Origin of the sequence: Streptomyces sp. NBC_01210, from assembly GCF_036010325.1 — a bacterium.
Lineage (GTDB): Bacteria > Actinomycetota > Actinomycetes > Streptomycetales > Streptomycetaceae > Streptomyces.
Genome location: NZ_CP108549.1, coordinates 7,446,564 through 7,465,342, shown reverse-complemented (window position 1 = coordinate 7,465,342; position 18,779 = coordinate 7,446,564). Strand labels below are relative to the sequence as shown.

Below are 18,779 nucleotides of genomic sequence, written 5' to 3'. Positions count from 1 at the left end.
CCCATGAATGACGACGTACGCAATATCGTGCTCGGCGTGGTGGCCGCCGGGGTCAGCGCCACATTCGGCTGGCTCACCCGCACGTACCTCTGGCGGCGCAGACTCCACCGCAAGCAGGCCTTCTTCGGGCTGCCGGGGAACTCCGAGTCCCTGCTCGTTGTCAACCGGGAGGCCGGCCGCGACGGGTCCGTGCACCGCTTCGACGTCTTCGCGCTGCTCGAGCTCTCCGCGCTGATCAAGGACTGCGGTTCGCATGCCCAGATCATCTGGCACGACATAGCCCAGCAGGGCTTCGGCGAGCGTACGGAATTCTGTGTGGGCGGCCCGTTCTCCAATCGCCGGATGGCCGCGCATCTGCAGTCGCTGCTCCCCGGCGTGAAGGTCAACACGGCCCCTGAGCCGGGCCCCGACCAGGGCTCCTTCCAGATCGGCCCGGAGCGCTACCGCATGGAGCCGGGCGTCGCCGAGTACGTCATGCTGGCGCGGCTCACGGCGGGGCAGGACGCGCGGCCCGTCTTTCTCTTCTGCGGCCAGCGCGCGATCACCAACCAGGCGGCCACCCGCTATCTGGCCCGCAACCACGAGAAGCTCGCCCGCAAGCACGGCGGCAACTCCTTCTGCCTGTTGCTCAAGGTCGTCAACTCCCAGGCGTACGGCCCCGATGTGGTGGAGCTGGTCGCCGATGTGACCCGGACGGCGCAGACGCCTGCCCCGGCCGCGCGCAACTCCCACCGCGCCGCAAGCTAGGCCTCGGTCAGCGGCAGCGACTTGATGCCGTTGATGAAGTTGGACACCAGTCGGCGCGGCGGGCCCGCGGTCGTCAATGGCGGCAGCACATCCAGCGCCTCCTCGTGCAGGACGCGCAGCTGAAGCCGGGCGAAGTGGGCGCCGAGACAGACATGCGGGCCGTCACCGAAGGAGACGTGCGGATTCGGGGAGCGGGAGAGGTCGAGGCCGTGCGGGGCCTCGAAGACACGCTCGTCGTAGTTGGCGGAGGCGTGGAAGACCACGACCTTGTCGCCCTTGCGGATCTGCTGCCCGGCGAGGCGGGTGTCCCGGGTGGCGGTGCGGCGGAAGCTGAGGACGGGCGGCTGGCGGCGCAGCAGTTCGTCGACGGCGCTGTCCGGAGCCACCTCTCCGGCCCGCAGCCTGCGCTGCTCGTCCGGATGCTCCGCCAGCGTCAGGAAGCCGCCGGGAGCCGCGCTGCGAACGGTGTCGTTGCCCGCCACCGTGAGCAGGAAGAAGAACATCTCCAGTTCGGCGTCGGAGAGTTCCGACTCCGCGAGCGACGTCATCACGTCGTCGGCAGGCCGGCGCCGTTTGTAAGCGGCGAGCTGCTGGGCGTAGCTGAACATCTCCTGGAGCATGGCGGGTGAGCGCGGGTTGACGGGCGAGCCGTCGGGTCCGAGCACCGGCGGCTCGTCCGGGTCCTGGTAGGCGATGACGCGCTCGGTCCACTTCAGGAGCAGTCCCCTGTCGCTCTCCGGGACGCCCAGCAGATCGGAGAGGTTGAGCAGGGCGTAATCGTCGGTGACGGCGCTGACCAGGTCGATGACAGGGCCGATGTCCCGTGCCGCGGTGAGGAGTTGACGAGCCCGGATCCGGGCCGCTCGGGTGAAGCGGTCGATGCGTCCCGGCGTGAAGGCGCGGCTCACCAGCCGCCGCAGCCGCCCGTGGTCCGACGGGGTCTCCCCCGCGAAGCGAGGGGAAGGGTCCTGGTTGAGCATCATGCGGCGGATGAACGGCAGATCGGCCGGGTCGGGGTCGCGGATCTGGGTGGCGCCGAGGTGGGACGAGAACGTCCCGGAGTCCTTGAGGACCCGCACGACGTCCGCGTGGCGGGTGACCGCCCAGAAGCCGGGTCCGGCGGGCCAGCCGAGAACCTCGTACTCCTCCTGCCGGGCCACGGGGTGGTGGTCGCGCAGCTCGCGGAAGGCGTCGTGCGGCAGCCCGGCGGCGTAGATCCGCGGATCGAAGACGTCCGGCACGGTCCGGTCGGGCCTTGTCATACGGCCATCGTCATACGCCTCATACGCGGCCGTCCGCCCGAAGGAAGTCCTCGACCGTACGGATGACCTGGAGCGGGGTCTCGTCCATCGCGTGGTGTCCGGCGCAGGCCAGCTCGGCCAGCTTCGCGCGTGCGTAACACCGCAGCCAGGTGCGGCGCATGAAGTCCGCGCTGATCGCCGGGTCGAGGGCCCCGGTCACCGCGAGCGCCGGCGTCGTCGAGCCCGCCACCTCGTCATGGAAGTCCTCCTCCGCCCAGGAGTCGAGCCAGGCACGGAAGGCGTCGGGGTCGCTGCGGTCCACGGACCGGTCGACCATCCGGTCCAGCCAGGCGTCCGGCCGCACCGACCCGGTGGTGAAGTCGATGATGGCGCGTCGGCTCTCCGGCTTCGTGGCCGCGGAGGCGAACAGCTCCCACTGCTCCGGCGGCATGTGCAGCCCGCTCGCGGGCACCGGCGAGATCCCGACCAGCCGCCGTACCCGGTGCGGGGCCGCGGCCAGGACGCGCTGGACCACCGATCCGCCCATCGAGTGCCCGATGAGCGAGAAGGAGTCCCAGCCGAGCCGGTCGGCGAGCGTGAGGATGTCGGCGGCGCCCTCTGTGGTGGTGTACGCGCCGGGGGCTTCCCGCGCCTCACCGTAGCCTCGCAGATCGACGAAGACGTAGGTGAAGTTGTGCCGGTCGAGGTCCGGCAGTATCGCGGCATAGTCGGCACGGTCGGCGAGCCAGCCGTGCACGGCGATGATCCGGTGCGGGCCCGATCCGTACAGTGAATGGGGCAGGAGGAATGGGGCCACGGCTGCTCCGATCGCCGAAAGAGGCCTACACCACCACGGTGGTGTCAACTGCCCCGCCGGGCAAGGGTGGAGAGGGGCTTGTGGAGGCCTACTGGCGTGTTTCGTCCGTCACCGTGAGCCCCACCGGCGCATACTGCCTGATGGCGTCCAGCAGTTCGGCCGGATCCAGCTCGAATACCAGTGTCTCGAAACAGAGCCCTTGACCGCTCGCCACACTGTCAGGGGCGGGAGCGAGTCTGCGGTACGCGGCCCGCGGCCGACAGGTCCGCGGCAGTTTCCCGACCGGCGCGCGACAGCCGACGACGACGTACTGCGGCAGTGCGGTCACCCGCGAGATGCCGGACCAGGGCACTGTTCTGGCCGGCCAGACCGGCAGCCGCACGGTCAGCCCGGCCGCGTCGGCACTCACCCGCAGCGGCCGCACCAGATGGCCCACGCAGCTGACCGCGAGGACGGCGATAGGCACCCCGATCACCGACATGGCGATCCCGCCGGCCGTCCCATTGGGACCGTCGACGATCGCCCCGGTGGCGATGGCCCAGACGACGGCCAGCACGAGCGCCGCGACGGGCACCCACTCGACCTGCCGTCGCAGCCGGAGGGTCACCAGCGCCGCCGGCGGGGTGTCGCCTTTTGGATTCTCCACACCGAGAGCTTGGGACGTCCGCCACGGGAACACCAGAGGTCGGCTGAATTCCGCTCAGCCGGTGGCGAGCGAGCAGCGCTCCGGCCCGAAGGAACCGACGGTGCCGGTGGCGGTCACCTCAGTGTGCCTTCCGGCGATTCGGCGTGGTTCAGCGGCGCAGGCGCCGGCGGGCGCCGGTCAGCAGTGCGGTGATTCCGGTGAGGCCCAGCGGACGCGCGAGCAGCGCGACGACCGCGGCCAGCGTCAGCGTCCCGGCGCCCGCCGCCGCGAAGTCCCCGGCAGCGTCGGCGAACCGGGCCGCCGCGTAACCGAGCGCGCCCGCCGGCAGGCAGGCGAGCAGCAGCCGCCCGTGCATCCTCAGGCCGGGCGAGCGCAGCAGCGCGGGCCGGCCGCCGGTCGCGAGTCTGCGGTTCAGGGTGTACGCGGTGACGGCGAAGCCCGCGAAGAGCGCGACCGAGTACGCCGCGGCCATTCCGGTCACCGCCCAGCGCGCGGGCAGCAGCAGATAAGCGACCACGGAGAGCCCGGCGTTGAGCCCGACGATCACCAGGTTGAGGAAGAAGGGGATGCGGGTGTCGGAGAGCGCGTAGAAGCCGCGCGAGAGCACGTACTGGCCTGAGAAGGCGATCAGTCCGGGCGCGAACGCCATCAGCATCCCGGCCATCACCGCGATGTCGTCCGGCCCGGTCCTGCCGTACCCGTAGACGCTTCCCATCACCCACGGCGCCAGCGCGAACAGTGCACATGCCGCCGGGACCACGACCGCCGCGCTGGAGCCGAGCGCATACGAGACATCGCGCCGGACGGCCGGGAGATCGTTGTCGGCCGCGGCCCGGCTCATCCGCGGCAGCAGCGCGGTGACGAGGGAGACGGTGACGATGCCCTGCGGAACGGCCCACAGCACATAGGCATTGGTGTACGCCGTGTACCCGGCCCCGCCCGCAAGTCCCGCCTCCACCGCGTGCTTCGCGGTGGACGTCGACAGCCGGGTCACCACCCAGTACGCGAACTGGTTGGTCAGTACGAGCAGCAACAGCCAGCCGGCCGACCGCAGCGGCCGGGTCAGCCCGCTGCCGCGCCAGTCGAAGCGCGGCCGCCAGCGGAATCCGGCCGCGCGCAGCGAGGGGATCAGCGCGAGCGCCTGGACGACGATGCCGACCGTGGTGCCCCAGCCGAGCAGCCGTGCCTCGGACCCGCCGAGTGTGCCATCGCTGCCGGCCGCGACCCCGAGGTACAGCCCGAACACACCTATGACGACTAGGTTGTTGAGGACCGGCGTCCACATCATCGCGCCGAAGCGGCCGCGGGCGTTGAGTACTTGTCCGAGCAGGGTGAAGAGACCGTAGAAGAGGATCTGTGGCAGACAGTAGCGGGCGAGGGCCACGGTCAGACTTGCCTGCGCGCCCGTGTAGTCGGTGTAGAAGGCGACGAGCGACGGCGCGGCGAGGACGGCCGCCGCCGTGATGAGCAGCAGTGCGACGGTGCAGGCGGTCAGCAGCCGGTCGGTGTACGCGGCTCCACCGTCCTCGTGTTCCTTGGCGGCCCGGACCAGTTCGGGAACGAAGACCGCGTTGAGCGCTCCGCCGATGAGCAGGGTGTAGAGGACGTTCGGGACGGTGTTGGCGACCGTGTAGCCGTCGGCGAGGAGGCCGGTGCCAAGGGCCGCGACGACAACGGCGGACCGTATGAATCCGGTGGCCCGGGAGACGATGGAACCGGCGGCCATCGCCGCGCCGCTGCGCAGTACGGACGCGGGCCGGGCGGCCGGCGCCTCGACAGTGGCCGTCATCGGCGGGCCGGACGCGCCCGGAAGGCGCGGTACAGCGCGTTGTCGGTGGCTGGGCCCACTGGTCTCTCCCACTCGCCGAGGGTCTCGACGACCTGGCCTCCGGTACCGGGCCGGCAGCGCGCCGGCCCGAAAAGACGATCAACATCGTCAAGGGTGGAGGGTACCCCGCGCATGACGTGGCCGTCGGCGCCGAGGTCGTGCGCACCCCTCAACGTCAGCCACTGCAGGGCATGTTGGGGTGAATCCCGCGGCGATGGCCGACACAGGAGCCGGACTCCACTCCCACTGACACGACGTCCAATAATCGTTACCCTCGCGTAACTTACCGAGTAGTTACCTCAAGTAAGTCCCTCAGGTTACCGTCGGGTCACTTTGCATTGACACGAGTGAGGAGTGACCCGTGGGACAGTCGCGCAAGGCTCTGCGCACGACCGCGATCGGTACGGTCTCCGTGGCGCTTCTCGCCGGACCGGCCGTAGGGGCGGCCGCCGGGGTGGCACCCGCCGTCCGGACGGCCGGTGTTCAGGCCCAATCCGCCACCCCGGACGTACAGTTCGTCGACATCAAGGGTGATGGCGGCACCGTACTCAAGGCCAACGTCGTTACGCCCGCCGACGCTGACGGCACACGGAAGTACCCCGTGATCGTGCTGCCCACGAGCTGGGGCCTGCCCCAGATCGAATACCTCGCCCAGGCCAAGCAGCTCGCCGACTCGGGCTATGTCGTGGTGAGTTACAACGTCCGCGGCTTCTGGCAGTCCGGCGGCAAAATCGAGGTGGCCGGTCCGCCCGACATCGCGGACGCGTCCGAGGTGATCGACTGGGCGCTGGCGAACACCCCTGCCGACCCCGCCAAGGTCGGCATGGCCGGGATGTCGTACGGCGCCGGCATCTGTCTGCTGGCCGCCGGCCACGACAAGCGGATCAAGGCGGTCGCGGCGCTCAGCGGCTGGGCCGACCTCGTCGAGTCCATCTACAGCCGCCGCACCCAGCATCTGCAGGCAACGGCGATGCTCGCCGGAGCGGGGTATCTCACCGGTCGGCCGAGTGAGGAGTTCCAGCGGATCACGGCGGACTTCTTCTCCGCCGACGTAAGCAAGGAACCAGGACTGATCGCCTGGGGGAAGAAGCGCTCCCCCCTCACCTATCTGGACCGGATCAACGCCAACGGCGCCGCCATCATGCTCGGCAACGCCTGGGGCGACACCATCTTCCCGCCCAACCAGTACGCGGACTTCTACGAGAAGCTCACCGGCCCCAAGCGGCTGGAGTTCCGCCCCGGTGACCACGCCACGGCCGAAGGCACCGGACTGTTCGGCCTGCCCAACGACACCTGGACCAGCGCCCATCGCTGGCTCGACCACTACCTCAAGGGCGTCGACAACGGCGTCGAGCGCGAGCAGCCGGTCCGCCTCAAGTCCCGTTCCACCGGCGCGTACGAGAGCTATCCGGACTGGAAGTCGGTGGCGGCGACGGAGCGGAAGATCGAGCTGGACGGCACCAAGAAGATCCACGCCAACGTCGACTCGGGCGCCGACGGCGGGATCATCTTCCTCTCCAGCATCCTGGACCAGTTCGCCAAGGTGCCCCCGATGGCGTGGATCCCGCTGCTGCCGCGCCCCTTCGCCGCCGTCTGGCAGTCGGAGCGGTACGGCTCCGAGCAGCGAGTGCGCGGCACCACGAAGCTGCACACCACGGTCACCGGCACCAAGGAGAGCGGCACCCTCGTCGCGTATCTCTACGACGTGGGCCCGCTCGGCCTCGGCAAGCTGGTCAGCAACGCGCCGTACACCTTCCACGGCGAGACACCCGGAAAGCCGTTCACCGTCGACCTGGAGCTGTTCTCCACCGCCTACGACGTACCGGCCGGCCACCGTCTCGCCCTGGTCGTCGACACCGTCGACCCGCTCTACATCGAGCACAACCCGTCCGGCGCGCAGCTGACCTTCTCCTCGTCCGCAGCCGACCCGTCATATCTGTCGGTCCCGCTGCACGAGAAGTGATCACCGGCTGCTGCCGGGCGGGCCATTGCCCCTGAGCTACTGCACACCCGGCAGCAGCGTCCCTGGTTCGGCCGGGGCGACATCCGCGGCCTCTGTTTTCGGGTTGCGCCGCTGTCGCCTGGCCATCCAGTTGGCGAACCAGGAGAGCAGCATGCACATCCCGATGTAGATAGGCGAGATCACCATCACCACAGGGATGAACGGCAAATCGTAGTCGAGATTCGAGGCGATGAGCTTGCCCGCGTGGAGGAACTCCTCATAGGTGATCAGATAGCCGAGCGAGGTGTCCTTCAGAGTCACCACCAGCTGGCTGATGATCGTCGGCAACATGGCGCGAACTCCCTGTGGAACCAGGACATATGACATGACCTGGGTCTTGCGCATCCCCAGGGTGTACGCGGCCTCCCGCTGTCCGCGTTCGACCGAGTTGACGCCGGCCCGGAACACCTCGGCGAGCACCGAACCGTTGTAGAGCGTCAGTCCGGCCACCAGCGCGGGCAACGGCTGCACCTTCAGCGCCACGAAGATGAAGAAGATCATCACCAGTACGGGCATGGCGCGGAAGAACTCGACCACCGCAGTGGCCACCCAGCGCACCGGCCGGTGGTCGGAGAGCCGGCCGGTGGCGAGGACTCCACCGAGGGCGAGCGAGAGCACCGCAGCGTAGGCGAAGGCCATGAGTGTGTAGCCAAGTCCGCGCAGCAGCAGCTCCTGAATGCCCTTGTACTCGAACGGAGTCCACTTGGTTGCGGTGAACTGTCCGGTGTCGAAGAGCAGATAGACGATCCAGCCGAACAGCGCCACGACCAGGACGGTCGAGACGACACCGTAAGTGAGGTGGCGTTTGCGGGTGTTGGGACCCGGGATGTCGTAGAGGGCGGTGGAATCGGTCATCGGGCGACTCCATAGCGCTTCTCCAGCACATTGAACAACGCACTGATGGTCAGGGTGATGATCAGGTAGCCGACGGCGATCCAGACAAAGGTCCAGATGATGCTGTAGCCCAGCTCACTGAGGGGTTTGTAGGTGCCGAGCAGCTCGGTGACGCTGAACGCGCCGGCGATCGCGGAGTTCTTGGCGAGCGCGATGAGCGTGGAGCCGATCGGCGGGATGACGCTCCTGAATGCCTGCGGCAGGACCACGTTGTTGAGGGTCTGGCCGAAGTTCATGCCCAGGCTGCGGGCCGCCTCGCCCTGTCCCTTGTGCACCGTGTTGATGCCGGCGCGCAATGCCTCGCAGATGAACGCGGAGGTGTAGCAGCCCAGCGCGATCACCGCGAAGAGCTCGAAGGGCAGGACGAGTCCGAAGCGCGGCAGGCCGAGCAGAACGGCGAAGAAGAGCAGCGTCAACGGGGTGTTGCGCAGCACGGTCACCCACACCGTGCCCAGCACCCGGAGGGAGCGGACGGGCGCGATCCGGAAGGAGGCCATGATGAAGCCGAGGACCAGGGCGAGCAGCGAGGCGTAGACCGTCAGCTTGACGGTGCCGAAGAAGCCCTTGGAGTACAGGGAGAAGTTGTCGATCAGTACGTACACGGTGTCCTCAGCTCGCCGGGTAGCGGTCGATCGGTGGCGGCTGTGGGGCCGGCACTCCGGAGAGGCCGAGTGTCGCCTCGTAGGCCTTCTTCCAGTTCCCGTTCTTCTCGTTGGCCTCGAGGGCGTCGTCGATGGCGAAGCGCAGGGCGTTGTCGCTGCGCGGGACGCCGATGCCGTACGGCTCCTCGGAGAAGGGCTTGCCGACCACCTTGAGCTCTTCAGGCACCTTGGCCGCGTAGCCGGTGAGGATGGCGTCGTCGGTGGTGACGGCCTCGACCTGATAGGTCAGCAGGTTGTCCACGCAGATGGAGTAGGTGTCGTACGCGACGAGGTCGGCCTTCGGGTAGTCGGCCGCGATCCGCTGGTACGGCGTCGATCCGGCGGCCGAGCAGACGCGCTTGCCGGCCAGGTCCTGGGGGCCTTTGATGTCGTGCTCGTCGGCCCGTACGAGGAGGGACTGGCCGGCCAGGTAGTACGGGCCTGCGAAGCCGACGAGCTTCTTGCGGTTGTCGTTGATGGTGTAGGTGCCGACGTAGTAGTCGATCTGCCCGTTCTGCAGGGCGGTTTCGCGGTTCGCCGAGGCGATCGTCATGAACTGGACGGTGTTCGGGTCGAAGCCCAGTGAGGCGGCGACCATTTTGGCGATCTCGATGTCGAACCCGGTGTAGCGCCCGCTCGCCGGGTCCTTCTCGCCCAGGTAGGGCTGGTCCTCCTTGGCGCCGACGACCAGATGGCCGCGCTTTCTGGCCTTGTTCCAGGTCGGTGAGTCGGGCAGCTGGAAGCCGGTGGCCACGGTGTACCGCGGCAGCCGGTCGGTCTGCGGGCCCTTGACGGGCGGGCTGCCCTCCTTTCCGCAGTCCGCGGTGGCGGCGACGGCCAGGACGAGCGCCAGCACCGCGAGAGCACGTCTCATACGTCTCGTACGCATCATGAGTCCTCATCCCCGTCAGTGCTTGAGGATCTTGGAGAGGAAGTCCTTGGCACGGTTGCTCTCGGGGTTGGTGAAGAAGTCCTCCGGGGTGCGGTCCTCGACGATCCGGCCGTCCGCCATGAAGACGACGCGGTTCGCGGCGGACCGGGCGAAGCCCATCTCGTGGGTGACGACGACCATGGTCATTCCGTCGCGGACGAGCTGCTGCATGACCTCAAGCACCTCGTTGATCATCTCCGGGTCGAGGGCCGAGGTCGGCTCGTCGAAGAGCATGACCTTGGGGTCCATGGCGAGCGCGCGGGCGATGGCCACGCGCTGCTGCTGCCCCCCGGAGAGCTGGGCCGGGTACTTCTCGGCCTGGTCGGCGAGGCCTACGCGTTGCAGGAGTTCGCGGGAGCGCCTGTCCGCCTCCTCCTTCTTGCGGCGGCGGACCTTGACGGGCGCGAGCGAGACATTGTCCAGCACGGTCTTGTGGGCGAAGAGATTGAAGGACTGGAAGACCATGCCCACATCGGCGCGGAGCTTGGCGAGCGCGCGGCCCTCCTCGGGCAGCGGCTGACCGTCGATGCTGATGTGACCCGACTCGATCGTCTCGAGCCGGTTGACCGTACGGCAGAGTGTTGATTTGCCGGAGCCGGAGGGGCCGATGACCACAACAACCTCACCGCGTCCGACAGTGAGATCAATGTCCTGGAGAACGTGCAACTGTCCGTAGTGCTTGTTGACGTTACGCAGCTCGATCAACGGATCGACGGCCATACGTTGCCCCACCCACTCTCAGCTGTGTCGAGGTCAGCGCAAACTATCCAGCCCGATAAGAGACTTCGCACTCGACACGCATAAATGGGGCATAAGCCGTATTAAGTACGGCCGTCCATGATCGTCGCCGGGCCGGCGAGCCCGGCGCGACGTCAGGCTTCGGCCGCTTCCGCGTACACCTGGGAGAGCTCGGGCGCTCCATTGACCGCCCAGTCAAGACCCGCCTCCACCACTCCGATCTCGCGGCCGGAGACGAGCCGCACCACGGGATGGCCGGCCGGCCAGATGTGCCAGGTCGCGCCGGGGACCGTACGGACGATCACGGTGCCGAGGTAGAGACCCGCGTCGTTGCCCAGCCAGGGCAGCTCCTCCGGGTCGTCGCGCCAGCGCGGAGGCAACTGGTCGAGGGCGGTCAACGAGGCCGGGGAGTCGTCCAGTTCGAGCCCGGCCTGCCCCGCTCGGACACGCAGCAGCTCACACTCGGAGAGCAGCTCGGCGATGGCCGCCGCTCTCTCCGGGTCGTTCTCGGCTCCGGCGGTGACCGCCATCTCCTCCAGGTCACCGCCGTGGCGCTTGAGCCAGTTGTCCAAGAAAGGGATGTTCATACTGCTCAGCCTCGCATCCCCGCGGCCGTACGCACCACAGGGCGCGCGTCAACCGCCGTCAGATGTCCAGATCGACAACAACAGGTGCGTGGTCCGAGGCACCCTTGCCCTTGCGCTGCTCGCGGTCGACATAGCTGTCCTTGACCGCCTTGGTGAAGGGTTCGTTGCCGTAGACAAGGTCGATACGCATGCCCTTGTTCTTGGGGAAGCGCAGCTCGCGGTAGTCCCAGTAGGTGTACGGACGGTCGTACTTCAGCGGGCGGGGCATCACATCGGACAGCCCGGCCTCGCGCAGCGCGGCGAGCGCCGCACGCTCGGCCGGGGTGACATGCGTGGCTCCCTCGAAGAGCGCGGGGTCCCAGACGTCCTCGTCGGTCGGTGCGACATTGAAGTCGCCGAGGACCGCGAACGGGCGCTCGCCCGCCGCGTCCTCGGCCACCGAGGCCTTCAGCGCCTCCAACCAGCGCAGCTTGTAGGCGTAGTGGTCGTGGGCGATCTCGCGGCCGTTGGGCACATAGACCGACCAGACACGGACGCCGTCGCAGGTCGCGGAGATCGCCCGCGGCTCCTGCGCACCCCCGTAGTCCGGTCCGCCGGGCAGGCCCTTGACGACCTCGTCCAGGCCGACCCGGGAGACCAGGGCCACGCCGTTCCACCTGCCGTTGGCGTTGACCGCGGAGTCGTAGCCGAGCTCTCGCAGCTCGTCGGCGGGGAACTGCTCCTCGGTGCACTTGGTCTCCTGGATGCACAGCACGTCCGTGCCGCTGCTCTCCAGCCAGGCCAGCAGCCGGGGCAGCCGAGCGGTGATCGAGTTGACGTTCCAGGTGGCGATGCGCATGCCCGACAGCCTATCCGGGGGGTCTGACAGTGAGCGGTGCGGCGGTCAGGGGGCAGCCAGGGGGCCGGTCAGGGCGTGGCGGTCAGGGTTGGCCGTCACAGATCGGTCGCCTCGCCCGGGGCCAGCCGGCCGTGCTCCGCGCCACCCAGGGCACCGATCTGGTTGTCGTAGACGGGCCGCGCGAGATCGGTGAGCAGCGCGTCGTGGATGTCGATGGCGCGCTGCGGCTTCACTTCGCGTACGTAGTCGATGACCTCGGAGATCTTGTTCCAGGGGGCCTGCACCGGGATCATCAGCGTCTCGACCGGGTGGTCCGGGACGGTGAGCGCGTCGCCGGGGTGGAAGACCGAACCGTCCACCAGGAAGCCGACATTGGTGATCCGCGGGATGTCCGGGTGGATCACCGCGTGCAGCTCGCCGTGGACCTGTACGTCGAAGCCGGCGGCGCTGAAGGTGTCGCCGTGGCCGACCGTGTGGACGCGGCCCGGGAAGGCCGCCGAGATCTTCTCGGCGACGCTCCGCAGGGTCCAGATCCCGGCTGCCGGGTTCGCCTCGAGGGCGGCGCGCAGCCGGTCCTCGTTGAAATGGTCGAGGTGCTCATGGGTGACCAGGATGACGTCCGCGCCGATGGCCGCGTCCTGTTCGCTGAAGGTGCCGGGATCGATGACGAGCGTCTGCCCGTCCTTCTCGAGCCGGATGCAGGCATGCGTCTTCTTCGTGAGCCTCATGCCCCCATCCTGCTACGCCTCGGGGGTGGTCTCCTGCTGGATCACGGCCTGGGCCACCTTGAATGCGGAATTCGCCGCGGGGACGCCGCAGTACACGGCCGCGTGGATCAGGACTTCCCGGATCTCGGCGGGGGTCAGTCCGTTGCGCAGCGCGGCGCGGGTGTGGAAGGCCAGCTCGTCCAGATGTCCGCCCGCGACCAGTGCGGTCAGCGTCACCACGCTGCGGGTGCGTCTGTCCAGGCCCTCGCGGGTCCAGACCTCGCCCCAGGCGTAGCGGGTGATCAGCTCTTGGAAGTCGCCCGTGAAGTCGTCGGCCTCGGCCGTAGCCCGGTCCACATGCGCGTCGCCGAGAACCTCGCGGCGCACCTTCATCCCGGCGATGTACGGGTCGGGGCGCCCTGTCCGCACGGCCTGCGGCTGCTCGGGCGAGGCCGCGGCGATCTCGGCGACGGGCGCCACGGGTGCGGAGATCGCGGGCGCGACCGGCGGCGCCGGAATGGCCGACAGCGTGTCCTGCCACGCCGTGGAGAAGTGGCGTTCGAGCAGATCGGTGACGGCGGCGGGCTGCTCGACGGGGGCGAGGTGGGAGGCACCCGGGACCAGCGCGAGCCGGGCGTCCGGAATCCCGGCGACCAGCGTGCGGGCCTCCGCGGGCCCGGTGACCTGGTCCTCGGAGCCGACCAGGACCAGCGTGGGGACGCCGACGAGGCCGAGTTCGCCGCGGACGTCGAAGGCCGCGAGCGCCTCGCAGGCGGCGATGTAGCAGCCGGGGTCGGTGGTGCGGACCATCTGGACGGCCCACTCGACGATCGCGGGCTGGGCGGAGGCGAAGCCCTGGGTGAACCAGCGCTCGGGCGCGGTGCGCGCCATCGGGTCCAGGCCATTGGTGCGGACGATCACACCACGCTGGCGGAACTCGTCGGCGGTGCCGAACCGGGGCGAGGCGGCGACCAGTGCGAGGGAGGCCACGCGCTGCGGTTGGCGCAGTGCCAGTTCGATGCCGATCGCGCCGCCGATGGAGCAGCCCGCGTAACCGAAGCGCTGGATGCCCAGCTCGTCAAGGGTCGCGAGCAGCCGGTCGGCGAGCTCGGCGACTGCGGTGGCGGGATGGGCGGGCGCGCCGCCATGGCCGGGCAGGTCGAACCGGAACACCCGCCACCGGCGGGAGAGCTCGGCAATCTGCCGATCCCACATGTGCCATGTAGTGCCGAGAGAGGGGCCGAGGATGAGCACGGGGGCGTCGTCGGGACCGTCGATCCGGTACTGCAGGGTCTTCGGGGGCGTCTGCGTCTCACTCACCCTCTCCACGCTATCCAGTGAAGTTTCGTCGTCCGGTCAGGGGGTCGCTGTCGATACCACGTACACCCTGGGGCGGGCCGTGTCACTCAGGTCGACGGTGATGTCCTGGGTGGGCCGCGGGTCCTTCTGCGGGTGGCTGGTGCCCGCCCAGTCGCCCTGACCGGCGCCGAAGTCCCAGCCCGCCGTCGCGGCGTCACGCGCGCCGATGGTGACCACACCGTCGTGGAGCTTGGCGCGGCTCGTCCCCACGCCCTCCAGGAACAGGTCGAGCCCGCCGGAAGTGGTGCGGAACTGCACGAACAGCCGGCTGGTCTTCCAGTTGCTCGTCTCGTAGTAGGCAACGTCCGTGGACTTCGGCGGGATGGGCACCTCGAAGACACGGCGCTTGGTCTGGGAGGGCCAGGTCTCCCGCAGACTGGTGGCCGAGGACTCCGCCTCCTTGTCCCGGCCGCTGTCGCGGCTCTGCTCGGCGGAAATCACCAGATAGCCGGCCGGGACTCCGACGAGCAGCACGATGATGATCGCCGTCAGCCAGCGGCGGCGGAGCATATGGCGCCGGTCCTCGGGAGGGTGGGCGCTGTCGTCCGGAGAGGTGGACTGTCGGGGCACGGTCATGGCTACGGTTCCTGGGTGGGGCGGGTGGTGCTGGAGTTACGGATGGCCTGCGCATAGCGCTCGTACCGCTCATGGCGCTCCACACGGCGCCGGTTGGCCCGGCGGAAGCGGCGCGCCACGAGCCGCGCGAGATCGGCCGCGCCGACCATACCCGCCTCGGGGCCGAGCTGGGCTTTGGCGATCCGGGCCTCCGGGCGGTAGCCGCGGCCGGTGAGATGCCGGCGGAAGGCGTCGCGGGCGGGCCCGATGAGCAGGTCGTCGGCGGCGCTGACACCGCCTCCGATGACGAAGCACGAGGGGTCGAGAGCGGCGGCGAGGTTGGCGATGCCGACGCCGAGCCACTGGCCGATGTCCTGGAAGAGCTCGATACACATGGCGTCGCCCTCGCGGGCGAGTTCGGTGATGAGCGGGCCTGTGATCTCGGGAATGTTGCCGCCGACGCGCTCGATGAGGCTGTGCGCGACCGGGGAGTCGGCGGCGGCGAGCTCGCGTGCCTCTCTCACGAGCGCGTTGCCGGAGCTGTACTGCTCCCAGCAGCCGCGGTTGCCGCAGGGGCAGCGGTGGCCACCGGGCACGACCTGCATATGACCGAACTCACCCGCGACTCCGTACTTGCCGCGCTTGACCTGGCCGTCCTCGAGGATCGCGCCGCCGATGCCGGTGCCGAGGGTGATCATCACGAGGTGGTCCTCGCCGCGGCCCGCGCCGAAGCGCCACTCCGCCCAGGCGGCGGCGTTGGCGTCGTTGTCGACCAGTACGGGCACGGCGAGCCGGGCCGCGACGGCGTCGCGCAGGGGCTCGTTGCGCCAGGCCAGATGGGGCGCGAAGAGGACCTTGGAGCGGTCGGCGTCGACCCAGCCGGCCGCACCGATACCGACGGCGTGCACATCGTGACGGTCGGAGAGATCGAGCACCAGCTCGCAGATGGTGTCCTCGACGACCTTGGGGCTCTTGGACTTGTCCGGCGTCTCGGTGCGGATCTTCTCCAGGATGACCCCGTCGGCGTCGACGACGCCCGCCATCACCTTCGTACCGCCGATGTCGATGCCGACCGTGGGAACCCGGGGCGCGGAGAGGTGAGAGCGCCGTTCCCGGGTGCCGACGGTCTTCAGGACGGTGGCGCGGGCGGAGCCTCGGTGGGCGAAGTCGCGGTACGTGCTCATGTCCCTGCGGGGTGTCGGGGGCCGGGTGCTGTCACGGCCCGGGGTGGGCGGTGCCCACCGGGCCCGATTCTGCCATCCGGCGGTGTCGGGGGCGCGGGGCTCCGCAGGCGCGCTACGGCGTGGGCGGCTCCTCCTTCACCGGGTGACCGCCCAGGTGCGTGGGCACCGGCGCCCTCTCCAGTTCGTGCCGCAGGTCCTCGAGCTCGCTGCCGCCCGCCATCTGCCGGGTGAGCTCGTCGAGGGTGACCGAGTCCTTGGTGTGGCTGGCGGACATGGTGCCGCGCTTGAGCAGTACGAAGCGGTCGCCGACCAGATAGGCGTGGTGCGGGTTGTGGGTGATCAGTACGACGCCCAGACCCGCGTCGCGTGCCGCCGCCACATACTTCAGTACGACGCCGGACTGCTTGACGCCGAGCGCGGCGGTCGGCTCGTCCAGGACCAGGACCTTCGCGCCGAAGTAGACGGCCCGGGCGATCGCCACACACTGGCGCTCACCGCCCGAGAGCGTCCCGATGGGCTGGTCGACATCGCGCAGATCGATGCCCATCCGCAGCAGTTCGGAGCGGGTCGTCTCGCGCATCAGCTCGACGTCGAGGCGCTTGAAGGGACCCGCGCCCTTGGTCGGCTCGGAGCCGAGGAAGAAGTTCCGCCAGACCGGCATCAGCGGTACGACCGCGAGGTCCTGGTAGACCGTGGCGATGCCGCGGTCCAGGGCTTCGCGCGGGCTGGCGAGGTTCGCCTGCTCCCCCTCGATCAGGAAGGTGCCCGTGTCGTGCCGGTGCAGACCCGCGATGATCTTGATCAGGGTGGACTTGCCGGCGCCGTTGTCGCCGAGCACACAGGAGATCTCCCCGGCGTGGACCTCGAGCGAGACGCCTTCCAGCGCGCGGATGTTGCCGTAGTACTTACTGACGTTGTCGAGCTCGACGAGGGCCGTCATTTGCTTGCCTCCGCACGCTTACGGACCCATGCGTTGAGCAGGGTGGCCAGAAGGAGCATCGCCCCGAGGAAGAACTTGAACCAGTCCGGGTTCCACTCCGCGTACACGATGCCCTTGCTGGTCATGCCGAAGATGAACGCGCCGACCGCGGAGCCGATCGCCGAGCCGTAGCCGCCGGTGATCAGACAGCCGCCGATGACGGCCGCGATGATGTACGTCAGCTCATTGCCGACACCTTCGCCGGACTGCACCACATCGAACGAGAAGAGCAGATGCTGGCCGGAGATCCAGGCGGCGAAGGCGACGCCCATATAGAGGCCGATCTTGGTCTTGTTGACCGGGACACCGACCGCGCGGGCCGCGTCGGCGCCGCCGCCGACCGCGAAGATCCAGTTGCCGAAGCGTGTACGCAGCAGGATCCAGGTGGCCAGCGCCACCAGGACGAACCACCACAGGATGGTTACCTTCAGCGTGACGTCACCGAGGGTGAGCTGCGAGGCGAAGAGCTTCTTGGCCGACTCGAAGCCCTCCATGTCGGCGATGGACTTGGTCGAGACCGTGCCGCTGATCAGCTTGGTGAAGCCGAGGTTGAGGCCGGTCAGCATCAGGAACGTACCGAGCGTGATGATGAAGCTGGGCAGTTTCGTACGGGTCAGCATGAAGCCGTTGAAGACCCCGACCGCGAGCGTGACGAGCAGCGAGACGAGCACGCCGACCCAGACGTTCGCCGTCATCTGGTAGCTGAACATCGAGGAGATCAGCGCGGAGCTGGTCACCAGGACGCCGGCCGAGAGGTCGAACTCGCCGCCGATCATCAGCAGGGCGACGGGTACGGCCATGATGCCGAGGGTCGAGGCCGCGTACAGGACGGTGGACAGGCTGGACGCCCGCAGGAACGATTCGGCGATGATCGAGAAGAAGAGGAAGACCGCCACGGCGCCGACCACCGAGCCCAGTTCGGGCCGGCCCAGCAGCTTGCGAAGCGGCGAGGTGCGCAGCAGCCGCTCGTCGGTCTTGGCCGGTGTGCTGTCCGGTGTGGCAGGTGGTGCGGTAGCGCTCATCGGGTCCCCCGCTCCGTGTATTGCTGCAGCTCGGCGGCGTCGTTCTTGGTGATGATCTGCGGTCCGGTGAGGACGGGCCGCCCGCCGCCGAGGACATCGGCGTTGTACTTGTAGAGCCAGAGCAGATCCACCGCCTCGTACCCCTGGAGGTACGGCTGCTGGTCGACGGCAAATCCGAGGGTGCCCGCCGTCAGAGCGGTGGCGACCTTGGCGTTGAGGTCGAACGTGTCGACCTCGGCCTCGCTCTCCGCGGTCTTCCTGGCCTGGACGGCGGCGTCCGCGAACGGCGCGCCCAGGGTGACGACGGAGTCGATGGAGCGGTCGGCCTGGAGCTTCGCCTCGATGGACGCCTGGACGTCGGGCATGTTGGTGCCGTCGACATACAGGTTCTGCATCTGGCCGCCGAAGGTCTTCTTCGCTCCGGCACAGCGCTGCTCGTGGCCGACGTTGCCCTGTTCGTGCAGCACGCACAGGGCCTTCTTCTTGCCGCGCCTGTCGAGCTCGTCGCCGACGGCCTCGCCGGCGATCGTCTCGTCCTGGCCGATATGGGTGAGCGCGCCGTACGCCTTGGACTGCTCGGAGCCCGAGTTGACGGTGATCACCGGGATGCCGGCCTTCTCGGCCTTGGCGATGACGTCCTTCATCGCGTCGGGCTTGGCGAGCGAGACGATCAGGCCGTTGACCTTCTTGTCGATCGCCGCCTGGACGAGCTGGGCCTGCTGCTGGCCCTCGTCGCTGTGGGAGTAGAGGAAGTTGATGTTGTCCTTGACGGCGGCCTGCTCGGCGCCGTTCTGGACGATGTCCCAGAAGGTGTCGCCGTCGCCGGAGTGGGTGACCATGGCGAAGGTCCAGCGAGGGGTGGTCACCGCGGCCTTGCCGGCGGCGGACTGTGCCTTGCGGGCGTCCTCCGCGCGCTTGCCGCCGGTGCTGCTGCATCCCGCCAGGGAGGCTCCGAGTACCGCTGCCAGCACTGCGCCGAGCGCGCGTACCCCTGTCCTTGCCCTCGCCACGACCCCGTGCCCTTCTTGCCGTACTCGCTGTGCTTCCCGGTGCGACCGGGGGG

Annotated in this window: 19 protein-coding genes; 2 read left to right on the top strand and 17 right to left on the bottom strand. The window is 68.9% G+C overall.

What is annotated here, in order from left to right; translation table 11 throughout:
* Positions 1-3: 3 nt before the first annotated feature.
* The gene (locus OG735_RS33645) at positions 4-747 is read left to right on the top strand and encodes a hypothetical protein (protein ID WP_327326909.1); all 744 of its coding nucleotides are present in this window, start codon (positions 4-6) and stop codon (positions 745-747) included.
* Here OG735_RS33645 and OG735_RS33640 read toward each other — a convergent pair.
* The 4 genes from OG735_RS33640 to murJ form a co-directional block, all read right to left on the bottom strand.
* Positions 744-2,009 carry a cytochrome P450 gene (locus OG735_RS33640; protein ID WP_327326908.1) on the bottom strand — a complete coding sequence of 422 codons (1,266 nt, stop codon included), beginning with the start codon at positions 2,007-2,009 and terminating at the stop codon, positions 744-746. The genes OG735_RS33645 and OG735_RS33640 overlap by 4 nt on opposite strands.
* 19 nt (positions 2,010-2,028) lie before the next feature.
* Positions 2,029-2,805, bottom strand: coding sequence for an alpha/beta fold hydrolase (locus OG735_RS33635; RefSeq protein WP_327326907.1), 777 nt, complete (start codon positions 2,803-2,805; stop codon positions 2,029-2,031).
* 88 nt (positions 2,806-2,893) lie between these two features.
* Positions 2,894-3,451 carry a hypothetical protein gene (locus tag OG735_RS33630; protein ID WP_327326906.1) on the bottom strand — a complete coding sequence of 186 codons (558 nt, stop codon included), beginning with the start codon at positions 3,449-3,451 and terminating at the stop codon, positions 2,894-2,896.
* 148 nt (positions 3,452-3,599) lie between these two features.
* On the bottom strand, positions 3,600-5,240 hold the full coding sequence (murJ, locus tag OG735_RS33625; RefSeq protein WP_327326905.1) for a murein biosynthesis integral membrane protein MurJ: 1,641 nt from the start codon (positions 5,238-5,240) through the stop codon (positions 3,600-3,602).
* A gap of 400 nt (positions 5,241-5,640) precedes the next feature.
* Here murJ and OG735_RS33620 point away from each other — a divergent pair, with 400 nt between their 5' ends.
* Positions 5,641-7,242, top strand: coding sequence for a CocE/NonD family hydrolase (locus tag OG735_RS33620; protein ID WP_327326904.1), 1,602 nt, complete (start codon positions 5,641-5,643; stop codon positions 7,240-7,242).
* A gap of 36 nt (positions 7,243-7,278) precedes the next feature.
* Here OG735_RS33620 and OG735_RS33615 read toward each other — a convergent pair whose 3' ends face one another.
* The 13 genes from OG735_RS33615 to OG735_RS33555 all read right to left on the bottom strand — a co-directional run bounded on the left by OG735_RS33615 (position 7,279) and on the right by OG735_RS33555 (position 18,726).
* Positions 7,279-8,136, bottom strand: coding sequence for an amino acid ABC transporter permease (locus OG735_RS33615; RefSeq protein ID WP_327326903.1), 858 nt, complete (start codon positions 8,134-8,136; stop codon positions 7,279-7,281).
* The gene (locus tag OG735_RS33610; RefSeq protein ID WP_327326902.1) at positions 8,133-8,777 is read right to left on the bottom strand and encodes an amino acid ABC transporter permease; all 645 of its coding nucleotides are present in this window, start codon (positions 8,775-8,777) and stop codon (positions 8,133-8,135) included. Before OG735_RS33610 ends, OG735_RS33615 begins: the two co-directional genes overlap by 4 nt.
* Before the next feature lie 7 nt (positions 8,778-8,784).
* Positions 8,785-9,708, bottom strand: coding sequence for a glutamate ABC transporter substrate-binding protein (locus OG735_RS33605; RefSeq protein WP_327326901.1), 924 nt, complete (start codon positions 9,706-9,708; stop codon positions 8,785-8,787).
* Between the two features lie 15 nt (positions 9,709-9,723).
* Positions 9,724-10,467, bottom strand: a complete 744-nt coding sequence (locus tag OG735_RS33600; RefSeq protein WP_327326900.1) for an amino acid ABC transporter ATP-binding protein — start codon at positions 10,465-10,467, stop codon at positions 9,724-9,726.
* Between the two features lie 152 nt (positions 10,468-10,619).
* Positions 10,620-11,072, bottom strand: a complete 453-nt coding sequence (locus tag OG735_RS33595; RefSeq protein WP_327326899.1) for a DUF6278 family protein — start codon at positions 11,070-11,072, stop codon at positions 10,620-10,622.
* Positions 11,073-11,130: 58 nt separating this feature from the next.
* Positions 11,131-11,910 carry an exodeoxyribonuclease III gene (locus OG735_RS33590; RefSeq protein ID WP_327326898.1) on the bottom strand — a complete coding sequence of 260 codons (780 nt, stop codon included), beginning with the start codon at positions 11,908-11,910 and terminating at the stop codon, positions 11,131-11,133.
* Between the two features lie 95 nt (positions 11,911-12,005).
* Positions 12,006-12,638: an MBL fold metallo-hydrolase gene (locus OG735_RS33585; RefSeq protein ID WP_327326897.1), complete on the bottom strand. Its 633-nt coding sequence runs from the start codon at positions 12,636-12,638 to the stop codon at positions 12,006-12,008.
* 12 nt (positions 12,639-12,650) lie between these two features.
* Entirely contained in the window at positions 12,651-13,946 is a 1,296-nt protein-coding gene (pcaDC, locus tag OG735_RS33580; RefSeq protein ID WP_327326896.1) for a bifunctional 3-oxoadipate enol-lactonase/4-carboxymuconolactone decarboxylase PcaDC, read from the bottom strand.
* Between the two features lie 27 nt (positions 13,947-13,973).
* A complete protein-coding gene (locus tag OG735_RS33575; RefSeq protein ID WP_327326895.1) occupies positions 13,974-14,552 on the bottom strand; it encodes a hypothetical protein in 579 nt (192 codons plus the stop codon).
* A 2-nt stretch (positions 14,553-14,554) separates the two neighbouring features.
* Entirely contained in the window at positions 14,555-15,715 is a 1,161-nt protein-coding gene (locus OG735_RS33570; RefSeq protein WP_327326893.1) for an ROK family glucokinase, read from the bottom strand.
* Positions 15,716-15,827: 112 nt separating this feature from the next.
* Positions 15,828-16,655 (bottom strand): ATP-binding cassette domain-containing protein, encoded by an 828-nt coding sequence (locus tag OG735_RS33565; protein ID WP_327326892.1) that lies wholly within the window; start codon positions 16,653-16,655, stop codon positions 15,828-15,830.
* Complete coding sequence (locus OG735_RS33560; protein ID WP_327326891.1) at positions 16,652-17,716, bottom strand: ABC transporter permease; 1,065 nt, start codon at positions 17,714-17,716, stop codon at positions 16,652-16,654. The genes OG735_RS33565 and OG735_RS33560 overlap by 4 nt, the downstream gene beginning before the upstream one ends.
* On the bottom strand, positions 17,713-18,726 hold the full coding sequence (locus OG735_RS33555) for a sugar ABC transporter substrate-binding protein (RefSeq protein WP_327326890.1): 1,014 nt from the start codon (positions 18,724-18,726) through the stop codon (positions 17,713-17,715). The genes OG735_RS33560 and OG735_RS33555 overlap by 4 nt, the downstream gene beginning before the upstream one ends.
* Between the last annotated feature and the right edge of the window lie 53 nt (positions 18,727-18,779).

Excerpts from the sequence above, each read along its gene's own strand:
- OG735_RS33615 (WP_327326903.1), bottom strand. The coding sequence starts at position 8,136 with ATGACCGATTCCACCGCCCTCTACGACATCCCGGGTCCCAACACCCGC.
- OG735_RS33600 (WP_327326900.1), bottom strand. The coding sequence starts at position 10,467 with ATGGCCGTCGATCCGTTGATCGAGCTGCGTAACGTCAACAAGCACTAC.
- OG735_RS33560 (WP_327326891.1), bottom strand. The coding sequence starts at position 17,716 with ATGAGCGCTACCGCACCACCTGCCACACCGGACAGCACACCGGCCAAG.
- OG735_RS33565 (WP_327326892.1), bottom strand. The coding sequence starts at position 16,655 with ATGACGGCCCTCGTCGAGCTCGACAACGTCAGTAAGTACTACGGCAAC.
- OG735_RS33590 (WP_327326898.1), bottom strand. The coding sequence starts at position 11,910 with ATGCGCATCGCCACCTGGAACGTCAACTCGATCACCGCTCGGCTGCCC.
- OG735_RS33575 (WP_327326895.1), bottom strand. The coding sequence starts at position 14,552 with ATGACCGTGCCCCGACAGTCCACCTCTCCGGACGACAGCGCCCACCCT.
- OG735_RS33645 (WP_327326909.1), top strand. The coding sequence starts at position 4 with ATGAATGACGACGTACGCAATATCGTGCTCGGCGTGGTGGCCGCCGGG.
- murJ (WP_327326905.1), bottom strand. The coding sequence starts at position 5,240 with ATGACGGCCACTGTCGAGGCGCCGGCCGCCCGGCCCGCGTCCGTACTG.
- OG735_RS33585 (WP_327326897.1), bottom strand. The coding sequence starts at position 12,638 with ATGAGGCTCACGAAGAAGACGCATGCCTGCATCCGGCTCGAGAAGGAC.
- OG735_RS33640 (WP_327326908.1), bottom strand. The coding sequence starts at position 2,009 with ATGACAAGGCCCGACCGGACCGTGCCGGACGTCTTCGATCCGCGGATC.
- OG735_RS33605 (WP_327326901.1), bottom strand. The coding sequence starts at position 9,708 with ATGATGCGTACGAGACGTATGAGACGTGCTCTCGCGGTGCTGGCGCTC.
- OG735_RS33570 (WP_327326893.1), bottom strand. The coding sequence starts at position 15,715 with ATGAGCACGTACCGCGACTTCGCCCACCGAGGCTCCGCCCGCGCCACC.
- OG735_RS33595 (WP_327326899.1), bottom strand. The coding sequence starts at position 11,072 with ATGAACATCCCTTTCTTGGACAACTGGCTCAAGCGCCACGGCGGTGAC.